Source organism: Bacillus sp. MN7755, from assembly GCF_054771475.1.
In genome coordinates this window covers 40,523-64,280 of the sequence record NZ_BTRL01000005.1, presented here as the reverse complement: position 1 = coordinate 64,280, position 23,758 = coordinate 40,523, and the positions used below count along the sequence as shown (strand labels likewise).

At 34.9% G+C, this 23,758-nt stretch carries 26 protein-coding genes; 16 read left to right on the top strand and 10 right to left on the bottom strand.

Annotation, left to right across the window (positions count from 1 at the left end; translation table 11 throughout):
- Window positions 1-54: 54 nt before the first annotated feature.
- On the top strand, window positions 55-735 hold the full coding sequence (locus tag ACYVEC_RS03565; protein ID WP_063221657.1) for a lysoplasmalogenase: 681 nt from the start codon (window positions 55-57) through the stop codon (window positions 733-735).
- A 57-nt stretch (window positions 736-792) separates the two neighbouring features.
- Here ACYVEC_RS03565 and ACYVEC_RS03560 read toward each other — a convergent pair whose 3' ends face one another.
- Entirely contained in the window at window positions 793-1,077 is a 285-nt protein-coding gene (locus ACYVEC_RS03560; protein ID WP_000867040.1) for a hypothetical protein, read from the bottom strand.
- 193 nt (window positions 1,078-1,270) lie between these two features.
- Between ACYVEC_RS03560 and lepB the strand changes: the two genes are divergently transcribed.
- Window positions 1,271-1,807, top strand: a complete 537-nt coding sequence (gene lepB / locus ACYVEC_RS03555) for a signal peptidase I (protein WP_063221658.1) — start codon at window positions 1,271-1,273, stop codon at window positions 1,805-1,807.
- A gap of 42 nt (window positions 1,808-1,849) precedes the next feature.
- On the opposite strand, the gene ACYVEC_RS03550 is transcribed toward lepB, so the two are convergent.
- A complete protein-coding gene (locus ACYVEC_RS03550; RefSeq protein ID WP_460505645.1) occupies window positions 1,850-4,612 on the bottom strand; it encodes a tetratricopeptide repeat protein in 2,763 nt (920 codons plus the stop codon).
- A 474-nt stretch (window positions 4,613-5,086) separates the two neighbouring features.
- Between ACYVEC_RS03550 and ACYVEC_RS03545 the strand changes: the two genes are divergently transcribed.
- On the top strand, window positions 5,087-5,683 hold the full coding sequence (locus tag ACYVEC_RS03545; protein ID WP_063221660.1) for a DedA family protein: 597 nt from the start codon (window positions 5,087-5,089) through the stop codon (window positions 5,681-5,683).
- A gap of 8 nt (window positions 5,684-5,691) precedes the next feature.
- Here the strand turns inward: ACYVEC_RS03545 and ACYVEC_RS03540 are convergent, their stop codons facing one another.
- The 3 genes from ACYVEC_RS03540 to ACYVEC_RS03530 all read right to left on the bottom strand — a co-directional run bounded on the left by ACYVEC_RS03540 (window position 5,692) and on the right by ACYVEC_RS03530 (window position 6,944).
- Window positions 5,692-6,120 (bottom strand): EamA family transporter, encoded by a 429-nt coding sequence (locus ACYVEC_RS03540; protein ID WP_000100306.1) that lies wholly within the window; start codon window positions 6,118-6,120, stop codon window positions 5,692-5,694.
- A gap of 106 nt (window positions 6,121-6,226) precedes the next feature.
- Window positions 6,227-6,373 carry a BH0509 family protein gene (locus ACYVEC_RS03535; RefSeq protein ID WP_000817786.1) on the bottom strand — a complete coding sequence of 49 codons (147 nt, stop codon included), beginning with the start codon at window positions 6,371-6,373 and terminating at the stop codon, window positions 6,227-6,229.
- 154 nt (window positions 6,374-6,527) lie between these two features.
- Window positions 6,528-6,944, bottom strand: a complete 417-nt coding sequence (locus ACYVEC_RS03530) for a pyridoxamine 5'-phosphate oxidase family protein (RefSeq protein WP_000550210.1) — start codon at window positions 6,942-6,944, stop codon at window positions 6,528-6,530.
- Window positions 6,945-7,122: 178 nt separating this feature from the next.
- On the opposite strand from ACYVEC_RS03530, the gene cax reads away from it, so the two are divergent.
- A complete protein-coding gene (cax, locus tag ACYVEC_RS03525; protein WP_063221661.1) occupies window positions 7,123-8,178 on the top strand; it encodes a calcium/proton exchanger in 1,056 nt (351 codons plus the stop codon).
- A 79-nt stretch (window positions 8,179-8,257) separates the two neighbouring features.
- Entirely contained in the window at window positions 8,258-9,055 is a 798-nt protein-coding gene (locus tag ACYVEC_RS03520) for a YfkD famly protein (RefSeq protein ID WP_060629413.1), read from the top strand.
- 35 nt (window positions 9,056-9,090) lie between these two features.
- On the opposite strand, the gene yfkAB is transcribed toward ACYVEC_RS03520, so the two are convergent.
- The gene (gene yfkAB / locus ACYVEC_RS03515; protein WP_063221662.1) at window positions 9,091-10,218 is read right to left on the bottom strand and encodes a radical SAM/CxCxxxxC motif protein YfkAB; all 1,128 of its coding nucleotides are present in this window, start codon (window positions 10,216-10,218) and stop codon (window positions 9,091-9,093) included.
- Window positions 10,219-10,431: 213 nt separating this feature from the next.
- On the opposite strand from yfkAB, the gene ACYVEC_RS03510 reads away from it, so the two are divergent.
- From ACYVEC_RS03510 to truA, 6 genes are all read left to right on the top strand, one after another.
- On the top strand, window positions 10,432-10,614 hold the full coding sequence (locus ACYVEC_RS03510) for an SE1561 family protein (RefSeq protein WP_000513558.1): 183 nt from the start codon (window positions 10,432-10,434) through the stop codon (window positions 10,612-10,614).
- Window positions 10,615-10,820: 206 nt separating this feature from the next.
- The gene (gene fumA / locus ACYVEC_RS03505) at window positions 10,821-12,341 is read left to right on the top strand and encodes a class I fumarate hydratase (protein WP_080468323.1); all 1,521 of its coding nucleotides are present in this window, start codon (window positions 10,821-10,823) and stop codon (window positions 12,339-12,341) included.
- Between the two features lie 126 nt (window positions 12,342-12,467).
- The gene (gene pdaA / locus ACYVEC_RS03500) at window positions 12,468-13,250 is read left to right on the top strand and encodes a delta-lactam-biosynthetic de-N-acetylase (protein WP_063221664.1); all 783 of its coding nucleotides are present in this window, start codon (window positions 12,468-12,470) and stop codon (window positions 13,248-13,250) included.
- Window positions 13,251-13,309: 59 nt separating this feature from the next.
- Window positions 13,310-14,173 carry a DNA-3-methyladenine glycosylase family protein gene (locus ACYVEC_RS03495; protein WP_098555128.1) on the top strand — a complete coding sequence of 288 codons (864 nt, stop codon included), beginning with the start codon at window positions 13,310-13,312 and terminating at the stop codon, window positions 14,171-14,173.
- Window positions 14,174-14,183: 10 nt separating this feature from the next.
- A complete protein-coding gene (gene rlmD, locus ACYVEC_RS03490; protein WP_063221666.1) occupies window positions 14,184-15,563 on the top strand; it encodes a 23S rRNA (uracil(1939)-C(5))-methyltransferase RlmD in 1,380 nt (459 codons plus the stop codon).
- 56 nt (window positions 15,564-15,619) lie between these two features.
- Entirely contained in the window at window positions 15,620-16,357 is a 738-nt protein-coding gene (gene truA / locus ACYVEC_RS03485) for a tRNA pseudouridine(38-40) synthase TruA (RefSeq protein WP_063221667.1), read from the top strand.
- A 52-nt stretch (window positions 16,358-16,409) separates the two neighbouring features.
- Here truA and ACYVEC_RS03480 read toward each other — a convergent pair whose 3' ends face one another.
- Both ACYVEC_RS03480 and ACYVEC_RS03475 read right to left on the bottom strand, forming a co-directional pair.
- Window positions 16,410-16,607, bottom strand: a complete 198-nt coding sequence (locus ACYVEC_RS03480; protein ID WP_063221668.1) for a hypothetical protein — start codon at window positions 16,605-16,607, stop codon at window positions 16,410-16,412.
- A 79-nt stretch (window positions 16,608-16,686) separates the two neighbouring features.
- Window positions 16,687-18,090, bottom strand: a complete 1,404-nt coding sequence (locus ACYVEC_RS03475) for a sigma-54 interaction domain-containing protein (protein ID WP_063221669.1) — start codon at window positions 18,088-18,090, stop codon at window positions 16,687-16,689.
- A 273-nt stretch (window positions 18,091-18,363) separates the two neighbouring features.
- On the opposite strand from ACYVEC_RS03475, the gene ACYVEC_RS03470 reads away from it, so the two are divergent.
- The 3 genes from ACYVEC_RS03470 to ACYVEC_RS03460 all read left to right on the top strand — a co-directional run bounded on the left by ACYVEC_RS03470 (window position 18,364) and on the right by ACYVEC_RS03460 (window position 21,528).
- A complete protein-coding gene (locus tag ACYVEC_RS03470; protein WP_063221670.1) occupies window positions 18,364-18,618 on the top strand; it encodes a biotin/lipoyl attachment domain-containing protein in 255 nt (84 codons plus the stop codon).
- A gap of 106 nt (window positions 18,619-18,724) precedes the next feature.
- Complete coding sequence (locus tag ACYVEC_RS03465; RefSeq protein WP_063221671.1) at window positions 18,725-20,146, top strand: amino acid permease; 1,422 nt, start codon at window positions 18,725-18,727, stop codon at window positions 20,144-20,146.
- 107 nt (window positions 20,147-20,253) lie between these two features.
- On the top strand, window positions 20,254-21,528 hold the full coding sequence (locus tag ACYVEC_RS03460; protein ID WP_460505638.1) for an acetylornithine deacetylase: 1,275 nt from the start codon (window positions 20,254-20,256) through the stop codon (window positions 21,526-21,528).
- 99 nt (window positions 21,529-21,627) lie between these two features.
- Here the strand turns inward: ACYVEC_RS03460 and ACYVEC_RS03455 are convergent, their stop codons facing one another.
- Window positions 21,628-22,281, bottom strand: coding sequence for a helix-turn-helix domain-containing protein (locus ACYVEC_RS03455; protein WP_061685937.1), 654 nt, complete (start codon window positions 22,279-22,281; stop codon window positions 21,628-21,630).
- A gap of 129 nt (window positions 22,282-22,410) precedes the next feature.
- Here ACYVEC_RS03455 and ytaF point away from each other — a divergent pair, with 129 nt between their 5' ends.
- Both ytaF and ACYVEC_RS03445 read left to right on the top strand, forming a co-directional pair.
- Window positions 22,411-23,022: a sporulation membrane protein YtaF gene (ytaF, locus tag ACYVEC_RS03450; RefSeq protein WP_063221673.1), complete on the top strand. Its 612-nt coding sequence runs from the start codon at window positions 22,411-22,413 to the stop codon at window positions 23,020-23,022.
- A gap of 114 nt (window positions 23,023-23,136) precedes the next feature.
- A complete protein-coding gene (locus tag ACYVEC_RS03445) occupies window positions 23,137-23,295 on the top strand; it encodes a hypothetical protein (RefSeq protein WP_000532409.1) in 159 nt (52 codons plus the stop codon).
- A 22-nt stretch (window positions 23,296-23,317) separates the two neighbouring features.
- Here ACYVEC_RS03445 and ACYVEC_RS03440 read toward each other — a convergent pair whose 3' ends face one another.
- Complete coding sequence (locus ACYVEC_RS03440; protein WP_000766603.1) at window positions 23,318-23,659, bottom strand: DUF3969 family protein; 342 nt, start codon at window positions 23,657-23,659, stop codon at window positions 23,318-23,320.
- Window positions 23,660-23,758 lie beyond the last annotated feature (99 nt).

The window sequence follows — 23,758 nt, the reverse complement described above, 5'->3', positions numbered from 1 at the left end:
AGACTAGGTACAACGAAAAAAGATACAAAAAGCATTTATTGAGGAGAACATGTTATGAATCTACTTTATATGGTGTTAATTGGACAAATCATTCTTTTTTTTATTGGTGCAATATACGCAATAGGACAGACAAAAAAAACAAGAAATAATATGCCGTTACCTTTAGCGGTGCGTCTTATTCTTAGTTTTTCTTTAACAGCAAGTGCAATTTGGATATGGTTACAAGATCCATCAGTAGAGTATAGTACGTGGGTTGCACTAGGTATGACGTTATCAACTGTAGGAGATTTATTTATGGCAGGTTTGATTCCAATTGGTCACAGATTAATTGGAGGGATGATTACTTTCGCTCTTGCGCATTGTTTTTATGTAAAAGCATTTTTGCAAACAGGCATTTCATGGAATGGTTTTTGGATTGGTTTACTCGTATACGGACTCTTTCTCATTATAGGGTGGTTCTTTTTTATCCGAAATGATAAACAAGATAAATTGTTTACGATAGGAGCTCTAATTTACGGATTGTGGGTTGGAGGAATGGCTTGCTTTGCATTCGCCTTATACTACGAGAATACAGGAATTTGGTGGATACCAGCTTTTGGTGGTTTACTATTTGTGATTTCTGATTTTATTATAGGCGTGACAGATATTGGAGGGCGCAAATTAAAGTATGAACCACTTTGGATTTGGTTTACATATGTAGCGGCTCAAATGTGTATTGTATATGTGGGATTATAAAAAGATACTCTCTAAATAGTGGATAGACTATTTGGAGAGTGTTTTTTTTCGTTCCTATTATGCTACTATATTTTTTTGTTGTAGAGCAGAAAGGCTGTATTCATCAGCGGCTTTATAACCTTGCGCTAATAAATCATTGATGTAAAGTTTGTTGTAAATAAAGCAGAATACTAGGTTAGAGAATCCGAATGTAAACATGCTAGCGATTAAAATAATTAAAAACCATTTCCAATCTCCACGGAATATAGCAGGGAAGAAACCAAAGAAAAATACAGTCCAGCTAAAACCAATTTTTGCTTGTTTAATTTGGCCAGTATTTTCATTTTTAAGCATAACTTTCATAGAAAAAATCCTCCTAAGTACATAAAAATAGTGTAAATGCAAGCTATAGTATATCAGAATAATACATTATTGAATATTATTATTTTGAAGTTTGTAATATTATGATTATATAATTCAGAATTTTATAGAATTTTATAGAAATTTATCGGTTGAAATACTTATAATAAAAGTAAAAAGATGATGAGATGGTGGAATGATGCAAAAGAAAAAACGTTGGCGCGAATTCTTTGGAACAATTGCAATTGCATGTTTAGTGGTATTTTTGGCGAAAATTTTTGTGTTTTTTCCTACGACTGTAAAAGGAGCATCTATGAGGCCAACGCTACAAGATGGGGATAAGGTGATTGTTAATAAGTTGGCAAAGCAATTTGAAAGTTATGAGAGAGAAGACATTATTGTTGTGAAGACGGATAATTTTTATGTAAAAAGGGTTATTGGTTTGCCTGGCGATGTCATTGAGGTGAGAAATGATCAATTATATGTGAATCATGAAGTGATAGAGGAAGCGTATTTGTATAGTAATAAAAAACAAGCTGAAAAAAAACTTATGAATTTAACAGAGGACTTTGGACCAATTACAGTTCCTAAAAATAAGATTTTTGTTATGGGAGATAATCGCTTAATAAGCAGAGATAGTAGAAATGGTTTAGGACTTATTGATAAAGCGGATGTATTAGGAGAATTAGCAGCAATTTATTATCCATTTGAACATATGAAAATAATGAATTAAATTAAAAAACCAAGCAAATTTTAGTTTGCTTGGTTTTTCATGTTAAATCGTAGGAGATTCATTAAATTCATAGACGTCTTCATTGTTTCTGTTCGTACTTAAAACGAATTTGTGCTGCAATAGTTGCAGTTTAAAGAATGCTAACGGATCGTGATAAGTTTCTGGGTTGCTTCTTAACGTTGCTAACGTTTGTTCGTCTTCCTCTATTTCAAGTTGAGCTGCTTCTACATTTTGTTTCAATATGCTAAGTGGATCTTTAAAGAACATCATGATATCTCGTTCTAATGCGCCTTCAAATACTTCAAATTGAAGGAAGAATTGTTTTGAAATCATTTGAGCAATTTCCGTATAATCTTCCGTTTCAATATATTGTTTATATTTGTTTGCGAGCATAGATTGATTTTTTTGCATGTTACCAAATAGTTTTCCCGCACTCTTTAAGAAAAATTGTGTCGGTGTAAAGCGTAATAAAATATTGATGTTCGATACTGTAATTCTATTTGTCATGCGTACAACATCTCGATGCCAATCATCTAATAATTTGAAATCGCAAGGAAGTTTCATGCGTTCTTCTTTATATAATTTATTAAACGTTTCACTCATTTCATCTAAATAAGATTGAGCTTGAATAAATTCATTATGTGCTGTTTCAATCCACTCTTGAATAAACCCAGTAAATTTAGGAAGAAGCACTTGCTGTACATGTTTTTGAATTCGTTCGTTCATTGCAGTATTTAATTCTTCATGAACTAATTTGAAATCACTATCTTCTTGAACAAGGTCAGAACAGCTCTGTAATAATTCGGGAATTTGAGAATGGATATCTCGTGTAATTTCTTCTTTCGTTAAAAGATAAGATTCTGTAATAGAACGAATTTTATCTTTTTCAAGAGCAGTAAGATTGTTAATAAATCCATTTAGTTTCACTGAGATATGCTTATTCCATCGTACTGATTTCACTAATGTATTTTCTAATTCCACACGTTCATTTACAAGGTATGCGATTGTCTTTTGAGTAAACCATATTAGTTTTTCTATACGTTCTTGTTCCATATCGCGTCCAGCTAGATTAGAAAGAATAGACTCTGTCACGTCCCCAAGTTGCTGGCTACTCTCTTGTGAAGGAGAGTATGGGAAGAACTGTGCATTTGGGAAATGGACTTTAATCTTACTTATTAACTTTTCATTATTGGTCGTATTATTTGTGTGTAATACGAAATGAATTTGTAAATTTGGCACTTGTTCACGTAAATAAAATAATGTATCAAGCTCTTCCCGATGTAATGGTGAAGCAGAATTTAATACGTAAATAAGGCTATCTGCTGCTTGTAAGTATTCAAAATATGGGCTGTTTTTATCCACTTGCCCTTGAACAGATGGCGTAACAAGAAATGCAAATTTATTTTTTCTTAAAAATCTACTTGGTAACTTAATTTCTATGCATTTTTTCTCAAGTTCTGACTCCGAAGGTGTAGCCATTATTTGATGGAATTCATCAAAGTTCGGTATCTTGTGTACATCTAACGCAGTGAATTCTGTTATTTCAGTTTGGCTATCATCTTTAAATAGAATAGGAGTTGTTACAGTCTCAGTTAAGATGTTCTCTCCTAATATTGAATTGATGAATGATGATTTATCATGGTCACTAGTTCCCGCTATTAGTAATTGTGTAACATTTAAATCACATAGTTCATGAACGAGTAACGTAAATTGATGACTTAAATCCACATCGTTTTTTTCAGCCCATACAGCAATTGTTTCGAATAAATGAGAAACGGTTTCCATATTTACATTTGTTTCAGCTGTTGAATTAGAGAGTAGGGCTCCCGCACTTTTTACGAGTAATGACTCTAAAGTTGTAGGTGAAACTTCATTCCACGCTAATACTGCAGCAGATACAAATAGGGCATCTTTTGCTTTCGTTAAACTAAACCAATTTGTTAATAGATCGGGTACAAGTCCCTGCATTTCATGCATGAAATGCTCACCAGTAATTAATTCAAAGTACGTCTCTTGATAGCGTTCAACAATTTCATGCCAATCGTCATTGTTGTCTGTCTCAATATGCAAGAATAAATGATTTATTGTTTGAATCCAAGGTAGATGTAATTTTTCATTTTGATAGCTGTTCCAAAGAGCAATAACAAGTTCTTTAAATTGGACTTGATCAATTGCATATAAAGCTTTTAAAGATTCATAGAAATATTCTGGTTTACTTTGTTTCGTAAATCCTTGATTTACATAATTGATTAGAGTATCGAACCAGTGTAATGATTTTGTTCGAATTCCTTCTTGAACGGCAAGTTCAATAGCGTTATTCCAATCTTCTTGTTTTTCATAGAATGAGCGAGCAATTGCAGTAATGTTTGGATAGTCAGGTTGAAATGCAACAGCCTCACTAATTGTCTTAAAGGCGAGACCTAAACGATCTTGTTCGATGTAAAGAGAAAGAAGTTGTAAGGAAACTTCCATTGTAAGAGTTGTATCTTCAGTTTGGATAGATTGATAAATTTCTTCTGCTTTTGGTAAGAAGCCTAGTTCAAAATAAGAATCTGCAATATTTTTGGTTGCCCAAAGTGAAAGTTCGTTATTTACTTTCTCCCATTTAAATATCGCTGCTTCAAAGTCTTTATTTTGGTAATAAAATTCACCTTGAGCAAAGCGGATATTAGAAATATTGGAGAATTCATTTGTAGATTCATTTATATATGCTTCACCGAGTACTTCCGATACTGGAGTAGAAGTTTCTTCTGTTAAAAATGTTTTATAGTAAACCTTTTGGATAAATTGATTTTCAATGGTCATGTTCGTTCCCCCTGTATAATTTAGAAAAATGATGTTGTATGTAAAGGGTGCATGTTCTTTTAATAGGTAGAAGTTGCATTATATCGACCAAACTATGTATTTGCTAGGTATATCATTTTTCCTGAGAGTTAAACCGTTGCGAAAAGTAACTTTTCTTTATTGTAACAAAAAAACAAGCATATGAATTTTTATTTTTTAATCCTGTTATTTGTGGATAGTAAGACTGGCGCTTCGAAAAGCGGTGAATATAAGGGAAGGAGGCGGGAGTCTGGCGCACGATTGATGTGTACTAAGAATGAGCGAGGATGAACAAATGCTCACCGATTAATGGTTCACTTTCTTCCTGCTAAAGGAATGGATAGAAGTAGAGTTCATTATAAAAACAATGTATAGTGAATATGTATACCATGTTTGTCTGAAAGATAGAAAGGGCACAATGTGGAATAACGATCGTACATAGGATGTGTCTTCCGAATGGAACAACATATTGGCGAGTTAATCGCACATTATGGGTATTTTGGAATTATAATAGCTTTGGCCGGTGGGATTGTTGGATTACCGATACCAGATGAGTTTTTATTGACCTTTGTTGGTTATAACGTTTCAAAAGGAGTTATGTCAGGAACTGCTGCGTTTTTAAGTGGGATGGCTGGTGCAATGTTAGGCATTACATTAAGCTATATATTAGGTTTGAAACTTGGACTCCCTGTTTTAAAAAAATATGGGCCGAAAATTAGAATTAAGGAACATCACATTGAAAAAACACATATTTTATTTGAAAAATATGGCCCATTTCTTTTAATGATTGGTTACTTTATCCCGGGAGTGCGTCATTTAACAGCATATTTTGCTGGGATGTCAAATTTAACGCTTTGGCGTTTTTGTTTGTACGCTTACGGTGGTGCGCTTATTTGGATAAGTGTTTTTATTGGACTTGGCTGGAAGTTGGGAGAGAAGTGGCGTTTCGTTGAGTATAGTTTACATCATTATGGCATATGGATTATATCCATTTCAGTAGTTGTTACATGTATTGTATGGTTTTACATAAAGAAAAAGAAAAACCGCGAGTAGCGGTTTTTTTAGCTGAAAGCAATAAATAGTACACCAGCTGTAATAAAGACAACACCAATACCAGTCATAAAGTTTAACTTTTCGCCGAGTATAATCATAGCGAGAATGATAGAAAATACGACGCTTAGTTTATCGACAGGAGCCACTTGTGAAACTTTCCCTGTTTTGAGGGCAAGAAAATAAAATAGCCATGACGAAGCACCAGCAACCCCGCTTAATGTGATAAAGAGCAGTGCTTTTTTATTTAGTAGTACGTCGCCAATATTTTGAAATTTACCTTGTATAATAATAACGCCTACCATAAATAATGCCATAATAATAGAACGAACCGTCGTAGCAACATTGGCATCGATTCCATCTAAACCAATCTTACCGAAAATAGATACAAGGGCAGCAGCAATTGCTGATAATAGTGCAAATAAGAGCCATGAACTCATAGTAAAATTCCTCCAATCTTACATTATTATACATGAAAACCATTCTCATGTATTAATAACGAAATAATCCCCACCTTATATTTTTAATAAGGTGGGGATTATTATACTACTCTGCAATTTCCTCATATAAAAAGTACGTTACATTATAAATATGTTCTACTTCATCGTCTGTCATAAACAATAATTCGTCACGCTCAATCCCTTTTTTCTTTTCGATAAACTCAATCATATTTTTGCGTTCTTCTCTTTTCATCAATTTTATTTCTCCTCTCATTCTGTTTTAATACAGTTTATTTAAGTTACTGCTATTATATAACAGATTCTTTGGAAAGTTCCACCTATTTTATTGTTTTTTTTAGAAGAACTTTTCGACAAAACAAGCCCACCTAAAGGGGGCTTGTTTTATTTTATAGTCGTAAAAACTCGGGCTCCGTCGTACCGGCACCATCGATGTAATAAATTGTGTCAGGATTGATTTTTATTAATACGTAATTAGGGTCTTCAGGACCGAGTAACCAACGTTTTAAGCTATTATTCCAAAACTTATTTTTTAATGTGGAGTCTTCCTCGATTGAAGCTAAGCCTTCAACTTCAATATAATCTTCATCTAATTTTTTTCCTTCTCGTCCAAGTAGTACATGGACATTTGGGTTGTTTTCGATATCTGTTATCTTTTTTGATTGTCGATCTGTTGCAACATATAGTACAAAATCTTCGTGGAAAAACATCATAAAGGCACTGTGCGGCTTATCGTTACGTACAGTTGATAATACACCAGTTCTTTGTCCTTGAATAATTGTTGCGATTTTTTCTTTTAAGTGCATATTTTTTACCTCTTTTCCTAATTTATATTTTCTTTGTTTAAACAAGATAATTTAAATATCTTTCATACTGTTTTCTTCAATCCGATTTTTTAAACGTAATTGTGATGAAATCGGACAAGTTAGGAGAAGAATAATAATAATACTGAGGAGAAATACATACGATGGAAGGATGAAAAGCATGTTTAATAAAATATTTCTTATAGTAGCGCTTATAGGTGTACCACTGTCTGTACTTGGAAAAACATTTCATTGGCCCCAAACAATTATGTTCGCTGTGTATTGTATTACGATTATCGCGTTAGCTGGTTTTATGGGGAGAGCGACAGAAAGTTTGGCAATTGTCTCTGGACCTAGAATAGGCGGATTATTAAATGCTACTTTCGGTAATGCTGTTGAACTAATCATTTCGATTTTCGCACTTCAAGCGGGATTAATTGAAGTGGTATTAGCCTCTTTAACAGGATCTGTACTTGGAAATTTACTATTAGTAGGGGGACTATCTTTCTTTGTAGGAGGTCTTAAATACAAAAGACAAAGTTTTAATGTGTATGATGCAAGGCATAATTCAGCTTTATTAATATTTGCTGTTGTTGTAGCCTTTGTTATTCCAGAGATCTTTTCAATGAAGATGGACGCTGGAAAGACGTATCAATTAAGTATAGGTGTTTCTATTATTATGATCATTATGTACCTTGCTGCATTGCTATTTAAGTTAGTTACGCACCGCGGTGTATATCAACATAAAAGTGATGAAGTCGCTCATGAAGAAGAGCCAGAGTGGTCAAAAGGAAAAGCGTTACTCATTTTAGCGATAGCGACAATTGCGGTAGCTTATGTGTCAGAGGCGCTCGTGCATACATTTGAAACAGTCGCGAAATCATTTGGCTGGTCAGAACTATTTATAGGGGTTATTATCGTTGCGATTGTTGGAAATGCAGCGGAACATGCATCTGCAATTATTATGGCTTATAAAAATAAAGTAAATATTGCAGTCGAAATTGCAGTAGGTTCTACATTACAAATTGCCATGTTTGTTGCTCCTGTATTAGTACTGTTATCCATGTTTTTTGCAAATAGGATGCCTTTAGTATTTACCATACCAGAACTTGTTTCTATGATTACAGCTGTTTTCTTAACGATTGCGATTTCAAATGATGGTGATACAAACTGGTTTGAAGGAGGCACTTTATTAGCGGCGTATGTCATTATGGGAATTGGTTTTTATTTATTATGAAAAATAGGCATAACAATTGTGCTGAGAGAAAACAATAAACAAAGTAGTATATACCTTTACGTAGGAAGGAGCCAGACAGGTGAAACGAGTATACAGCATATGTCTTTCAACTATGGTCTCGTTTATTCTATTATTTCCTAACATGAGTTTTGCAAAGACAACGGTAGAAACAAAAATGCCTTCATCTGTTTTAAATATTTCTAAAGACAATACGTTTCCAAATGATGCGCAAGATTTGCCGCGTTTACAGCCGAGTAAGTTTGCTCAAGAACTATTGAAAACAGCAAATATTAAAATTGAAAATCCAGACTTAATTCGAATGTTTAATGAAACGACCATTTCGAATGCGCCGCTTGCGGTAGGGTACCGAGCGAAAATTTATTTAGGTCAATGGGCTTTGAATTATGAATCGGTTGATACATCGATTAATTGGGAATATAAACAAGTAAATCGTAACGTATACGATAATCGCGGAGGAGATCGCCTATATCCGCTACGCTATAAACAAGAAACGCAGAAGACAGTTGAAGGCGATTTAACAGCGGATATGAAAGATGCTACAGATGTGAAAAAAATGATGCTTCTCAAAGCACTTGAAAAAGTACAATTACCGCTTTCGTTTAAAACGACCATTGGTTATGGTACTGGACATGAGCGAGTGTATAATATTAGTCCGAGTCAACTCGGATATTTATACGCTTATACACCAGCGGTAAATGAAAAAGGAAAAGTGACATTTGGAGAAGTATACCTTGTATTAAAGGGAAATCAAAAAAGACTTGTTGTGAAAAATATTACCTCTCAAGGAATTGGAGCGGCAATTCCAATTCATGATCATTTATTCTTTAAATTCATTTCTTCTTCTCACTCGCAATAATATAAAAAAACGTCAGCTTATAAGCTGACGTTTTTTTATAATGTAATGTTTGCTGTTTTTGATAAGAAATCTTCTGTCGGATAGTAGCTGTTTTTTACAAGAACATTCGGTCCAAGGCATTTTACTGCAGGACAGTGACAGCTTAATGATTTTGCTGTTTTTGAAGCACTCCATTTGTCATAAGCTTCTTGTAATGTGTTTGTTTGTATGTTTCCTAGAAGGGGAACGTCACCGAAATCAGTTACGATAATATTACCATCAAAAATGTTTACATTTAAGCGTGAACGACCATCCGGATCGTTACGAACAGTTACATTTTTGCTCTCTTGTAATTTCTTAAATGTGACGATGTCTCGCTCGTCATCACTGCAAGCATAGAAAGGTAAAGTTCCAAATAACATCCAAACATTTTCATCGCGAATTTCTAGTAAATGCTCAATTGCATCACGAATTTCAGCTTTTGTTAAAATTTCTAGATTGCTTGCAAAATCACTCGGATACATCGGATGTACTTCATGACGTTTACAGCCCATTTCGTCAACGATTTGACGATGAATATGTTCAATGTGTGGTAGAGTTCGTTTATTCAGCATCGTTTCGGCTGATACGAGTACACCTGCATCTGATAGAGCTTTACTATTTGTAATCATTCGTTCAAATAACTTTGCACGTTGTTCATACGTAGGTTTACGTTCCATCATTGCAAATCCACCTTCAACGAAGTCATCAATTGTTCCCCAGTTATGAGATATATGCAATACGTCTAAATAAGGAATAATTTGTTCGTAACGTGCTAAATCTATAGTTAAGTTTGAGTTGATTTGAGTGCGAACGCCTCGTTCATGGGCATATTTTAAGAGTGGTGTTACATAGTTGTCGACGGATTTTTTTGAAAGCATAGGTTCTCCGCCAGTAATACTTAAAGAACGTAAATGAGGAATCTCATCTAATCGTTTTAATAAAAGATCCATCGGAAGCGGATTCGGGTCTTTCGGCTGTAACGTGTAACCAACAGCGCAATGCTCACAGCGCATATTGCATAACGTCGTCGTTGTAAACTCAACATTTGTTAATAGTAGTTTGCCGTACTCTTCAAGGTCCATATACGCTTCCCATGGATCGTAAGAAGGAGTAATCGGCTTCATTTTTTGTGATATCGTCATATGAAATACTCCTTTGACTATTGAAATAACAATTTGTCCATTCTCTATAATAGAAGAATATGTGCTTTTTATAAAGTGAAACTTTTTTGTGGAAAAAGAGAGAGGGCTTACATTCGAATGAATTACTGTGACAAAATTCATGAAATTACATACCCATAGCAATCATTTTTGCGGTATAATAAAAGCAACTCGAATTAAAAGGAGAGTGCCTTCATGGGAAAAGCAATTCAAGATAAAGATACACAATTAGTATATTTAAAAGAACGTTTAAATATGTTCATTGAAGTAATTGATACAATTGAACCTGAAGAAGTAGAGTTAGAAGATGTAGATCGTCTTCTTGCAATGCTAGATGAATTAGAATTAAAATGTGAGCAATTTAAAAAAGACGAATAATATATTAAAAAGGCTGCCAACTTCAATTTGGTAGCCTTTTTCTGTGCGGATAATAGAAGGACGATAGAAAAAGAGGTATAATCAAGTTGTGAAAAATTTCATTTATGCTTTAATAGCGTGAAACAAATAAAAAGCTGAAGAGTATAACAATGAGATTTTCATCTCATAACGTTTTGGTAGCGTTCACAATTGAGGGGGAAGTAACAATGGAAAAGCTTCAAGAAAGCATGTATCAACTAATTGTTGAAACGTCAACGAACTTACCGAAAGATGTTCGTCGTGCGATTCAACAAGCGAAAGAGCGAGAAAATGCAGGGACTCGTTCTGCGATGGCACTTGGCACAATTACAAATAATATTAAAATGGCTGATGATAACATATCGCCAATTTGCCAAGATACAGGGATGCCAACGTTTAAAATTTATACACCAGTTGGTGTGAATCAATTAAAGTTGAAGGAAGCTATCTATAATGCGCTTGAGCGGGCGACAAAAGATGGTAAACTTCGTCCCAATTCTGTTGATTCTCTTTTCGGAGACAATAGTGGAAATAATTTAGGACCAGGTACACCGGTTATTAAGTTTGAACAATGGGAAAAAGATTATATTGATGTACGTTTAATCCTAAAGGGTGGTGGCTGTGAGAATAAAAATATTCAGTATAGCTTACCATGTGAATTAGAAGGACTTGGACGAGCTGGCCGTGATTTAGAAGGGATTCGTAAATGCCTTCTTCATGCAGTATATCAAGCGCAAGGTCAAGGGTGTAGTGCAGGTGTAATTGGTGTTGGTATCGGGGGAGACCGCACATCAGGTTACGAATTAGCAAAAAATCAATTATTCCGTACATTAGATGATGTCAATCCAATCCCAGAGTTACAAAAACTTGAAGAGTACGTATTAGAAAATGCAAATAAGCTTGGCATTGGTACGATGGGATTTGGCGGAGAAACAACTTTACTTGGTTGTAAAATTGGTGTCTATAATCGTCTGCCAGCTAGTTTCTACGTATCTGTTGCGTATAATTGCTGGGCATATCGCCGTCTTGGAGTAACAATCCATCCTGAAACAGGTGAAATTATGGATTGGCTATATCAAGAAGGTGAAGATACACTTCAGCAAGAAGCACAAGAAAAAACAGAGCAACGTGAGATTGTATTACAAGCACCAATTACAGAAGAGCAAATTCGTGAACTTCGCGTTGGTGATGTTGTAACAATTAATGGCATGATGTATACAGGTCGTGACGCAATCCATAAGCATTTAATGGATAACGATTGTCCAGTAGATTTAAATGGACAAGTTATTTATCACTGTGGTCCAGTTGTCGTGAAAGATGAAAATGACAATTGGCAAATTAAAGCGGCAGGTCCAACGACAAGTATTCGTGAAGAACCATACCAAGGTGATATTATGAAGAAATTTGGTATTCGCGCTGTCATTGGAAAAGGCGGTATGGGTGCGAAAACATTAGCGGCTTTAGAAGAACACGGCGGTGTATATTTAAACGCAATCGGTGGTGCAGCGCAATATTATGCTGAATGTATTAAAGAAGTGAAAGATGTTGATTTCTTACAATTTGGTATTCCAGAGGCAATGTGGCATTTACGTATTGAAGGATTTAAAGCAGTTGTAACGATGGATTCTCATGGTAATAGCTTACATGCAGATGTTGATAAAACATCACTTGAAAAATTAGCGAGCTTTAAAGAGCCAGTATTTAAGTAAAAAAAAATGCATCTCGAATGATTCGAGATGCATTTTTTTGGTATATATAGAAAAACATGTTCAGCATGAAAGAATGCGCGGCAACAGAAACTACAAGTACGATTATATATGGAAAGGAGACTATTTATGAAACATAAATGGTTATATATCGGTCTCATTTTTTCAATTATGATGGCACTTGTTCCAGTTTCAACATTGGCTTATACAAATACTCCACATAACTGGGGAATTCCGCGTCCTAAAAATGAAACAGTACCAGATGCAGGGAAACTGTATACAGAATTGCTACAAAAAAATGGCGGATTTTATTTAGGGGATACGAAGAAAAAAGATATTTATTTAACATTTGATAATGGGTATGAAAATGGATATACAGGCCAGATTTTAGACGTATTAAAAGAGAAAAAAGTACCAGCAACCTTCTTTGTAACAGGGCATTATATTAAAACACAAAAAGATTTATTGTTAAGAATGAAGGATGAAGGACATATTATTGGAAACCATTCGTGGAGTCATCCTGATTTTACAGCAGTAAATGATGAGAAACTTCGTGAAGAATTAACGAGTGTAACGGAAGAAATTAAAAAAATGACCGGGCAAAAAGAAGTGAAATATGTGCGTCCTCCGCGCGGTGTATTTAGTGAAAGAACGTTAGCCCTTACGAAAGAAATGGGCTACTATAATGTATTTTGGTCACTTGCATTTTTGGATTGGAAAGTGGATGAACAAAGAGGATGGCAATATGCGCATAATAATGTTATGACGATGATTCATCCAGGATCTATTTTATTACTTCATGCAATATCAAAAGATAATGCAGAAGCACTTGCGAAAATCATTGATGATTTGCGCGAGAAAGGGTATCATTTTAAAAGTCTAGATGACTTAGTAAAAAGCAATCAACCGTAAGCATGTATGCTTGCGGTTTTCTCATGCTATAATGATGTGTAAAAAGGATGGGGAAACGTATGTGGAGCGAACATGTTACGTTAGAGTATCCGTATCATTTTGAAGAAGTATTAAAACGTTTATCTTTTGATCCTCTTAACGTCATTCAATTAGATGAGAAAGTTATTTATGTCCCGCTTTGTATAGACAAGGAACAGGTTGTTGTTCGCTTACAAGGGATTGGTACTGTTCAAAATCCACAGTTTTGGATCTCTAGTCAGACAGGAAATCCGGAGAAAGTCATGAAACGAATGAGGGCCATTTTTCATTGGAATGAACCGTTTCAAGATATACAAAATCATTTTTTAAACACATCATTACGTCCACTATTTGAAACATATGCTTATACTCCAATTATTTTAGAATTCGATTATTTTGCATGTTTACTTCGCTGTATTATTCATCAACAAATAAATTTGAAATTTGCTACTGTGCTGACAGAGCAATTTGTAAAACGATATGGAACAGAGAAGAACGGTGTATTCTTTTTCCCTACTCCAGAAATAGTAGCAAATATTTCAATTGAAGAATTGAGAGAGCAGAAATTTAGTCAGCGAAAAGCTGAATATATGGTAGGATTAGCAAAGTATATTATAGGTGGTAAGTTAGATTTAACTAGAATAGAAAACGAAACAGAAGAAGGAGTTGCAGCACAATTGTTACCAATTAGGGGGATTGGTGCATGGACAGTGCAAAACTTTTTAATGTTTGGGCTTGGACGGAAAAATATGTTTCCGAAAGCAGACATCGGGATTCAGCGTGCAGTACAAGGTGTATTTCAATTAGATGATAAACCGGGTGATGCGTTTTTAGAAAACGTGAAACAAGAGTGTGAACCATACTGCAGTTATGCAGCGTTATATTTATGGAAAAGTATAGAGTAGAGGTGTAATAATGATACAAAAACAACATGAGAGTAAGTTGGAAGTTGGTCAAACATTTCCTGTGACAATTAAACGTCTTGGGATTAATGGAGAAGGCGTTGGTTATTTTAAGAGACAAGTTGTTTTCATTCCAGGAGCATTACCAGGAGAAGAAGTTGTTGCTGAAACAACGAAAATTCAGCGTGGCTTCGCTGAAGCGAAAGTGAAAAAAGTTCGTAAAGCTTCACCACATCGTGTGAAAGCACCATGTCCAGTATATGAAGAATGTGGTGGCTGTCAGCTACAACATTTAGATTATAAAGAACAATTAAATCAAAAGCGTGATATTGTTGTACAAGCATTTGAGAAGTATATGAACAACAGTTTGGAAGAGAAAATTCGTCCAACGCTTGGTATGGAAAATCCATGGCATTATCGTAATAAGAGTCAATTACAAGTGGGACGTAAAGACGAAAAGGTTATTACAGGGCTGTATAAGCAAAACTCACATCAGTTAATTGATATTGCTCATTGTATGATTCAACATAAAGCAACGAATGAGGCGACAAAAGTTGTAAGACGTATTTTAGAAAAATTAAATGTTTCTATTTACAATGAGAAAAAACAAAAAGGTTTAGTACGCACAATTGTGACACGTACTGCAGTTCAAACAGGGGAAGTACAAGTTACACTTATTACAACAAAAGAAGAATTACCAAATAAAGAGCAGTTTATCGCAGAAGTACAAAAACAGATGCCAGCTGTTAAATCAATTATGCAAAACGTGAATTGGCGTAAAACATCTGTTATTTTCGGTGATAAAACATTTAAATTAGCTGGAAAAGAAGTAATTCAAGAAACACTTGGTGATTTATCATTTGAATTATCAGCACGTGCATTCTTCCAGTTGAATCCAGAACAAACGGTTGTTTTATATAATGAAGCCAAAAAAGCAGCTGCTTTAACAGGCGATGAGAAAATTGTAGATGCGTATTGTGGTGTTGGTACAATCGGTCTTTGGCTTGCAAATGATGCAGCGGAAGTACGTGGTATGGATGTAATTCCAGAAGCAATTGCGGACGCAAGAAAAAATGCGAAGCGTCACGGGTTTACAAACACGAAATATGAAGCAGGTAAAGCTGAACAATGGTTACCGAAATGGGTAAAAGAAGGATGGCGTCCAGATGTAATTGTTGTCGATCCACCTCGTACAGGTTGCGATGATAAATTATTGGAAACAATTTTAAAAGTGAAGCCGAAACAAGTTGTTTACGTATCTTGTAATCCTTCTTCATTAGCACGTGATGTACAAGCATTAATGAAGAGTTATGAAGTGGAGTATGTGCAACCAGTTGATATGTTCCCGCATACAGCTCATGTAGAAAATGTAGTGAAGCTTGTTAGAAAGTAAAGTTTATTCATATTCCCTCATAATATGAGGGAATATTTTCTGTGAAGGAGGATAAGATGAACAATTATAAATTAACGATTCAGTACGATGGTGCACGTTTTAAAGGCTGGCAACGCCTTGGTAATAACGATAATACGATTCAAGGAAAAATCGAAAGTGTCATATCTGAAATGGTCGGAAAAGAAATTGAAATTATCGGTTGTAGTAGAACAGACACTGGTGTACATGCTTTGAATCAAGTTGCTAACTTTCAAAGTGATGAGAAGTTAGTGGAACATAAAGTGAAAAAATATTTAAATCAATATTTACCCAATGATATTAGCATTACGAATGTAGAAGAAGTACAAGATCGATTCCACGCTCGTTACAATTCTAAAGCAAAAACATATCTTTATAAAATTTGGAATGAAGAGCATACGAATCCATTTATGCGTAAATACAGCATGCATGTGAATAAAAAATTAAATGTGAAAAGCATGAAAGAAGCTGCGAAACATTTAGTTGGTTCACATGACTTTACTGCTTTTTCAAATGCGAAATCAAAGAAAAAGTCTATGGTTCGAGAAGTATATTCACTTGAAGTGATGGAAGAGGCAGGATTTGTACAAATTAGAGTAAGTGGCAACGGATTCCTTCATAACATGGTACGAAAAATTGTTGGAGCATTAATTGAAGTTGGATTAGGACAATTAGATGCAGAAGCAATTCCGCAAATTCTAGAGGCGAAACAACGTAATCAAATTAATTGCCTTGCTGAGGCGAGTGGTTTGTATTTGGAGAATGTTGAATTTTAATAATCAGTAAAAAAATCGAGCTGTGTAGGCTCGATTTTTTTATACTTTACAATTAAGAAGATTTCTCTCTCTTCATACGTATCTTCAAATTCCAAAAAGCAGCAAGCATAATAGCTGCAAAAGAGCCGCTAATTGCTGCGAATAGCTTCGCATAAGGATAGGCATTCATATCAATGAGTAACATCATACATACAATGGTAGGGAAGAAGGCTAAGTATTGTAATAACTTTAATTTGTTATCATTACTCATATATATCGTTCCTTTCTAGTATGTTATATGTTTATTGTGATATATTTTTCCATTTCCAGCACTTGGAGAAACATTCATTTCATATGTGTAAATGCAGTTTTTTAATTCGATATTGTAAGTTTTGCCTACTTAATCCTAAAAACTTTGCAGCTTGTGAAATATTACCGTGATACTCTTTAAGAATTTGATTGATGTAGTTCTTTTCCATTTCTGCTATTGTGTGCTTTAACGTTTTCGGTGTATCAGTATCGTTATTAGTTAGGAGAGGTTGCATATTGAATTCTTTTTTTATTCGTTCGCGAAAGCGGGTGGGAAGATGAAATGCTGTAATGATATGTTCATCTTCAACTAAATTCATTGAACCTTCAATGATATGTTCCAATTCTCGTACATTTCCAGGCCATTCATATGCATACAAGAATTCTCTTACATGTACATCTACATCCGTTACGGCGAGTCCAAATTGAATGTTGTACTTTTCGATAAAGTGTTGAACAAGAGCGGGAATATCTTCTTTTCGTTCACGTAAAGGCGGGAGACATAAAGTAACGACGCTTAATCGGTAATATAAGTCTTCCCGTAATCGATTGTGTGTAATAGCTTCAAGAGGGTCTTCATTAATAGTTGCTATAATACGAACATCAATTTCTTTTTCTTGTGTGCCTCCGATTCTTCGTATTGTTTTTTCTTGTATAGCTCGCAGTAACTTCGCTTGAAGTGCTGGACTTAACGAATTGATCTCATCTAATAACAAAGTTCCTCCGTTTGCTTCTTCAAATAAACCAGCTTTATCGATAGCTCCTGTAAATGCACCTCGGTTCGTACCAAATAATAAGCTTTCCATTAGCGTATCAGGAATAGCGGCACAGTTTTGTGAAATGAACGGTTTTGTTGAACGTTGACTTTCATTATGGATACTTTGTGCAAATAGTTCTTTTCCAGTTCCTGTTTCTCCTACGAGAAGTATGGAGGAGGATGTACGAATTACCCTTTTTCCTTCCGCAATGGTTGATTGAATGGCTTCAGAATCACCAATTATGTGATCAAAGGTAAATTTAGTGTTTTGTTTTCGAGAAGAGTCCATTTTTATTGTTTGCTTTAAGTTATTCATCTCTTTTGAAATTTCAATAGCGCCTTTAATTTTTCCATTTTCTATTATAGGGAAAGTATCGTTAATCGTCGTAATTTCTTGCCCTTTATTGTTAAAATAAGTTTGTTTTATATTTTTGTTTGTTTTTCCTAATTTTAATGCTTCTATAAGAGTACTATTTTTATTTTCTTCAAATGCGAATACTTCTAAAGGACTTTTATATAGCACATCTGAGCGCTCCATTGATTCAATTTCCATCATTTTGCGGTTATAAATAATCGTTTTACTTTCCTCATTAATAATATGAATCCCGATATCGAGTTCATTGAGTAAAGTTTCATATAGCATATTCATTTCAATGATCTGTTTAAAATTAATGTCTTCTGTACGCATAGATTATCTTCTCCTCATTTCACCCTATGAAGACTGACTTTTTATAATTTTATTAAAATTCTTATAAAATCGCAAAATTTTTTTGCTATTTTCTTTTTAAAACTTCTTAAATGATAGAAAAATTTTGCGGTTATGAAGATTTTTTTGTGAGGAATCCTCATTTTAAATAGGAATTGGAGATTGGTATGCTTTTTGCATAAATAATAGTTGAAATCTTTAAAGGAGGGATATGCAACGTTTCAGTACCAATTAAAAAAAGGAGGAGTTTATAAAGTGAAGACGGTTATAGAAGGCGTGTATAGTCCTTGTTACGGGAAAGTAGAGAAGTTATTTGTTGCGGAAAGTTCTTACGTATACGAGTGGGAGAAATTAGCGCTCATTGAAACAATAGATAAACAGAAAGTAGAAATTAAGATAGGAATCAGTGGATATATCGAGTCATTAGAAGTAGTAGAGGGACAGGCCATCGCTGATCAAAAATTATTAATAACAGTGAGGGATGATCTTTTAGTAACAGGCAGTGATTAATATAAGTGATATGTATTTTTGCTCTTTTAAATCATTATTTTTACTATGAAAAAATTTAAAAACGCTTACATTAAATAGGTTTGCAAAGTGAAAAGGGGGGATTTATATGATGGATCAAAATCAAGGATTAAAAAGGGAATTGAAAAGTAGGCACATATTTATGATTGCACTTGGAGGCGTTATTGGTACGGGTCTTTTTTTAGGATCTGGCTATACAATTCATGAAGCTGGACCTGGAGGAGCGATTGTAGCATATCTTGTCGGAGGATTTGTTATGTATTTAACAATGCTCTGTCTCGGAGAGTTAGCTGTTGCGATGCCTGACGCAGGATCTTATCAAACGTATGCCACAAAGCACATTTCCCCTGCAGCGGGTTATGTAGTGGGATGGATGTCGTGGCTAAACTGGTCTGCTACGATAGGTATTGAACTGATTGCAGTTAGTATTTTAATGAAACGATGGTTTCCTGATGTATCGTCATGGATTTGGTGTGTAGTGTTTGCGGTACTCCTCTTTGCTATCAATGCGTTATCTTCAAGAAGTTTTGCAGAAGTTGAATTCTGGTTTGCAAGTATTAAAGTAATTACAATCATTGCATTTATTATTTTGGGCGGGGCAGCAATGTTTGGTTTTTTAGATATGAAAGGAAATGACCCAGCACCAATGTTTTCTAGCTTTACTGATTATGGTGGATTGTTCCCAAATGGATTATCAGCTATTTTAATTACGATGATTGCTGTTAATTTTTCCTTCCAAGGAACAGAACTAGTCGGTATTGCAGCAGGTGAGAGTGAAAATCCAGAGAAAACGATCCCGAAGGCAATTAATAATACAGTTTGGCGTATACTTGTGTTCTTTGTATTATCTATTTTCATTCTTGCGGGATTATTCCCTTGGCAGCAAGCAGGAGTAATAGAGAGTCCATTCGTAGTTGTATTTGATAAAATTGGTATTCCTTATGCAGCTGATATTATTAATTTTGTTATTATTACAGCGGTTCTATCTGTTGCGAATTCAGGATTATATGCAACTTCCCGTATGCTATGGTCTATGTCTAATCAAGGAATGATTAGTCCGATTTTTGGTAAGTTATCTAAAAATGGTGTTCCTATTTACGCATTAATTGTAAGTACATTTGTAGGGTGTCTCTCACTACTATCAGGTATTTATGCGGAAGATACAGTTTATTTATGGTTGCTTTCAATTGCAGGATTTGGAGCGATATTAGTTTGGGCATCTATTGCTCTATCTAACTTATTAGCTAGAAGGTCATACATAAAGCAGGGCGGGGATGTGAAGGATTTGAAATTTAAAACACCGTTATATCCATTCGTACCACTGCTTGCGTTAGTATTAAATGTAACCGTAATTGTTGGTATGGCTTTTATCCCAGAACAAAGAATGGCATTGTATTGTGGTATTCCATTTATGATTGTTTGCTTACTGTTTTACCGTGCGACAAAAAATAAGAGAAGCAAAATGGAACATGTTGAAAAAGTAGATACAACAGAAGTAGAAAGTTTATAAATATATTAGAAACTAATGCAAAAAAAGAGACTGTAAAATTGTAAACAGTCTCTTTTTTTGTGAAAATAAAGCTGGAAACATACTACGTATGCAAAGGGGAATTAGCGATGAATCAAGAAGTTTCACAGCTATTAGAACAGATTGATCTACGAAAAGATGAGTTACTAGAGCTTACAAAAACTTTAATTCGTTTTGAAACACCAGCACCGCCGGCGAGAAACACAAATGAGGCGCAAGAATTTGTTGCAGATTTTCTAAGAAAACGAAATTTTAGTGTTGATAAATGGGATGTATATCCGAATGATCCGAACGTTGTTGGGGTGAAAAAAGGGATAGAAAGTGACACACATAAAAGTCTTATTATTAATGGACATATGGATGTAGCTGAAGTGACAGCAGATGAGGCGTGGGAAACGAATCCGTTTGAGCCATTTATAAAAGATGGTTGGTTAGTTGGACGTGGTGCGGCAGATATGAAAGGGGGATTGGCTGGAGCGCTATTTGCCATTCAGCTTTTACAAGAAGCTGGCATTGAATTACCTGGAGATTTAATCTTTCAATCCGTAATTGGGGAAGAAGTTGGAGAGGCAGGAACACTTCAATGCTGTAAAAGAGGTTATGATGCTGATTTTGCAGTCGTAGTGGATACGAGTGATTTACATATGCAAGGGCAGGGCGGCGTAATTACTGGATGGATTACTGTGAAAAGCCCCCAAACATTTCATGATGCAACACGCAGGCAAATGATCCATGCTGGAGGACGTTTATTCGGAGCGAGTGCGATTGAAAAAATGATGAAAGTTGTGCAAAGTTTACAAGAATTAGAGCGTCACTGGGCAGTTATGAAAACATATGAAGGCTATCCATATGGAACAACAACAATTAATCCAGCTGTTATTGAGGGCGGAAGACATGCAGCATTTATTGCGGATGAGTGCCGTTTGTGGATAACCGTACATTTTTACCCAAATGAAACGCATGAACAAATCGCACAAGAAATTGAAGAGTATATTGGGAAAGTAGCGGCTGCTGATCCATGGTTAAGTGAAAATCCACCACAATTTAAGTGGGGTGGAGAATCAATGATTGTGGATCGGGGCGAAATTTTCCCTTCTTTAGAAGTAGATAGTGAACATGCAGCTGTAAAAACGCTTAGCTCAGTACACGAATCAATTCTCTCTAAAAATGCAATTTTAGATATGTCGGCAACGGTAACGGATGGTGGGTGGTTTAGTGAATTTCGTATTCCAGCTGTTATTTACGGACCAGGTACATTAGAAGAATCTCATTCAATAAATGAGAAAGTTGAAGTAGAACAGTTAATTGAATTTACAAAAGTAATAACAGCATTTATATATGAATGGTGTCATACAAAAAAATAGATTAGTATGTTGAAATCGTACAGGTATGTATACTTGTACGATTTTTTAGTGAACTATTTCAGAGTTGAATAGAAACAACTGAAATAGTTCGTTATTTTTCTATGTCTTTCGTTTTAATTCGATTAATTTCTCTTTTGCTAATTCAACAGCAATTGCATCATCTAAATAGCCAATTGGAAAGAGATAGTCGGGAATAATATCTGTCGATAAAATGAAATACAGTAATGCGCCCCCAAGAACTGCACGCTCTTCTTTCGGAATAGTTGCATTGCAAAATTGTTGATACATATCCGTTAATTGTTCAATGAAAGGACCAGCACTATCAATTTGTTCTAATTTGCTTGCAAAACTTTCATGAATCCGTTTTTCACCTTCTGCTGTTTGAGCATAGCGTTCATAGTTTTCAAGTTCTTGTTTCACGCGAGTTGTTGTGTAGTCGAAATCGAATAAGTTAGAGGATTGCAGAGTTTGTTGAATTGTATCAAGAGATGTATACATATCCGTCTTTTCTTTATTAATGTGGGGGAAATCCGGATACATTTCATCAAATAATAATTGGGGTGGAACTTGCAGACATTCTGCGAATTTTTGTAGATGTTTTTGCTTTGGCGGTTGTTTACCATTCATAATTCTTGAGATTGTTGCGGGATCGATATTTGTAAGCATTCCTAGTTGGCGCATAGATAAGGCACGTTCTTTTAAAAGTTTTTTTATTAATTTACTAAGCCGCTCATTTGGATTTTCTTTAGGCATAGTGAAGGCACTCCTTTTTATTGTTGAAAAAATGTTGAGTATTTATTACATGTATATGAAACAGACAGGCACAGTTGCTCAACATTTTCATAAGATGCATTGAAAAGTGAGAAAAAGGGGTGGCTGTTTATGAGTACGGCAGGTCTATTTTCAATTTTTTTAATCGGGATTGCTTCTAATTTAGATAATGCAGGTGTTGGGATTGCATATGGCATTCGTAAAATCCGAATTTCGTGGTTCAACAATTTTATCATCGCATTTTTTGGTTTTTTATTTACTTTATTAGCTGGCTTTTTTGGGAACTGGATTGCGTTATTTATCTCAGAGTTTACTGCAAACTTGATTGGAGCAATCGTTTTAGGGATAATCGGTGTGTTTATTTTATGTCAGCCTTTTTTGGGGAAAAGAAATACCGGAGGCTCTAAAGATGGTAATGTACTTATGGGAATTTTACGTGATCCAGAAAAAGCAGATTTTGATGGTTCGAAAACAATTAGTTTTTCAGAAGCAATTGTTTTAGGAATTGCGTTGTCTATTAATAATATTGCAGGTGGGTTTGATGCTGGGGTAACAAACTTGAATCTGTGGCTTACAGCAACTATTTCTGGGGTGTTTAGTTTTATTTGTATTAGTGGCTTTGCGTATGTAGGAAAACGATTTTTAGCAGAATACTTAGGGAAATGGGCAACGTTTATTGCAGGTGTGTTATTAATTCTTATTGGGATCGATCAGTTGTTGTAAGGAGAGTAGAAAACAAGGTTCGAGTATTTCCTTGGAAATACAGCAAGGGATTGCATATATCGACGTACTTTTCTCCATACTAATACGGATTTCTTTTAAGAAAGGGGGATTTGTATGGGACGCGGGAAAGCATTTGATCATAAGAAAAAAGGGCATGATCATCAACCACCTAAAGGTGCGTTCATTCATAAAGATGTAAATGAACATACTTTGGAAGAGGAAGAGTTACCAGTAAATATTGAGGCGTATAAAAATAGTTTGAAAAAACATTAAAAGCACCTATATAGGTGCTTTTTTAGCGTATATCCTCAATTAATTGTTCCGATTCTTCATGCATACTGTACTCGCTTAATACTTGGATGCAAAGCCATTTTAATTCTTCGATCGTATGTTCAAGTTCTTCAGGAAGCACATGATGAATGTCTTCAAGTCCCATTCCGAAATGAATAAGTTCAAGTACTTGATCATCGATATTCCGATCCATTAATAGTTCAAGTACTTCTAAATTGAATATGTATCGGTGAGCTTCATCGAGTGAAACAACTTTTAGCTTTAAGCTTTCTACAATACTCAATATAAAAAGAAGAATTGTTTTCTCAAGAACAGGTTGTTTTCCCATTTGAAATATTAGTTTCATCTTTCACACCTCCACATGTAGCGCTAGGTTGTACTATATTATTCAGGAGGGGGGAGCAAATATGCATGATATAGAGAAACTTTCAGTATGGTTTTTGTA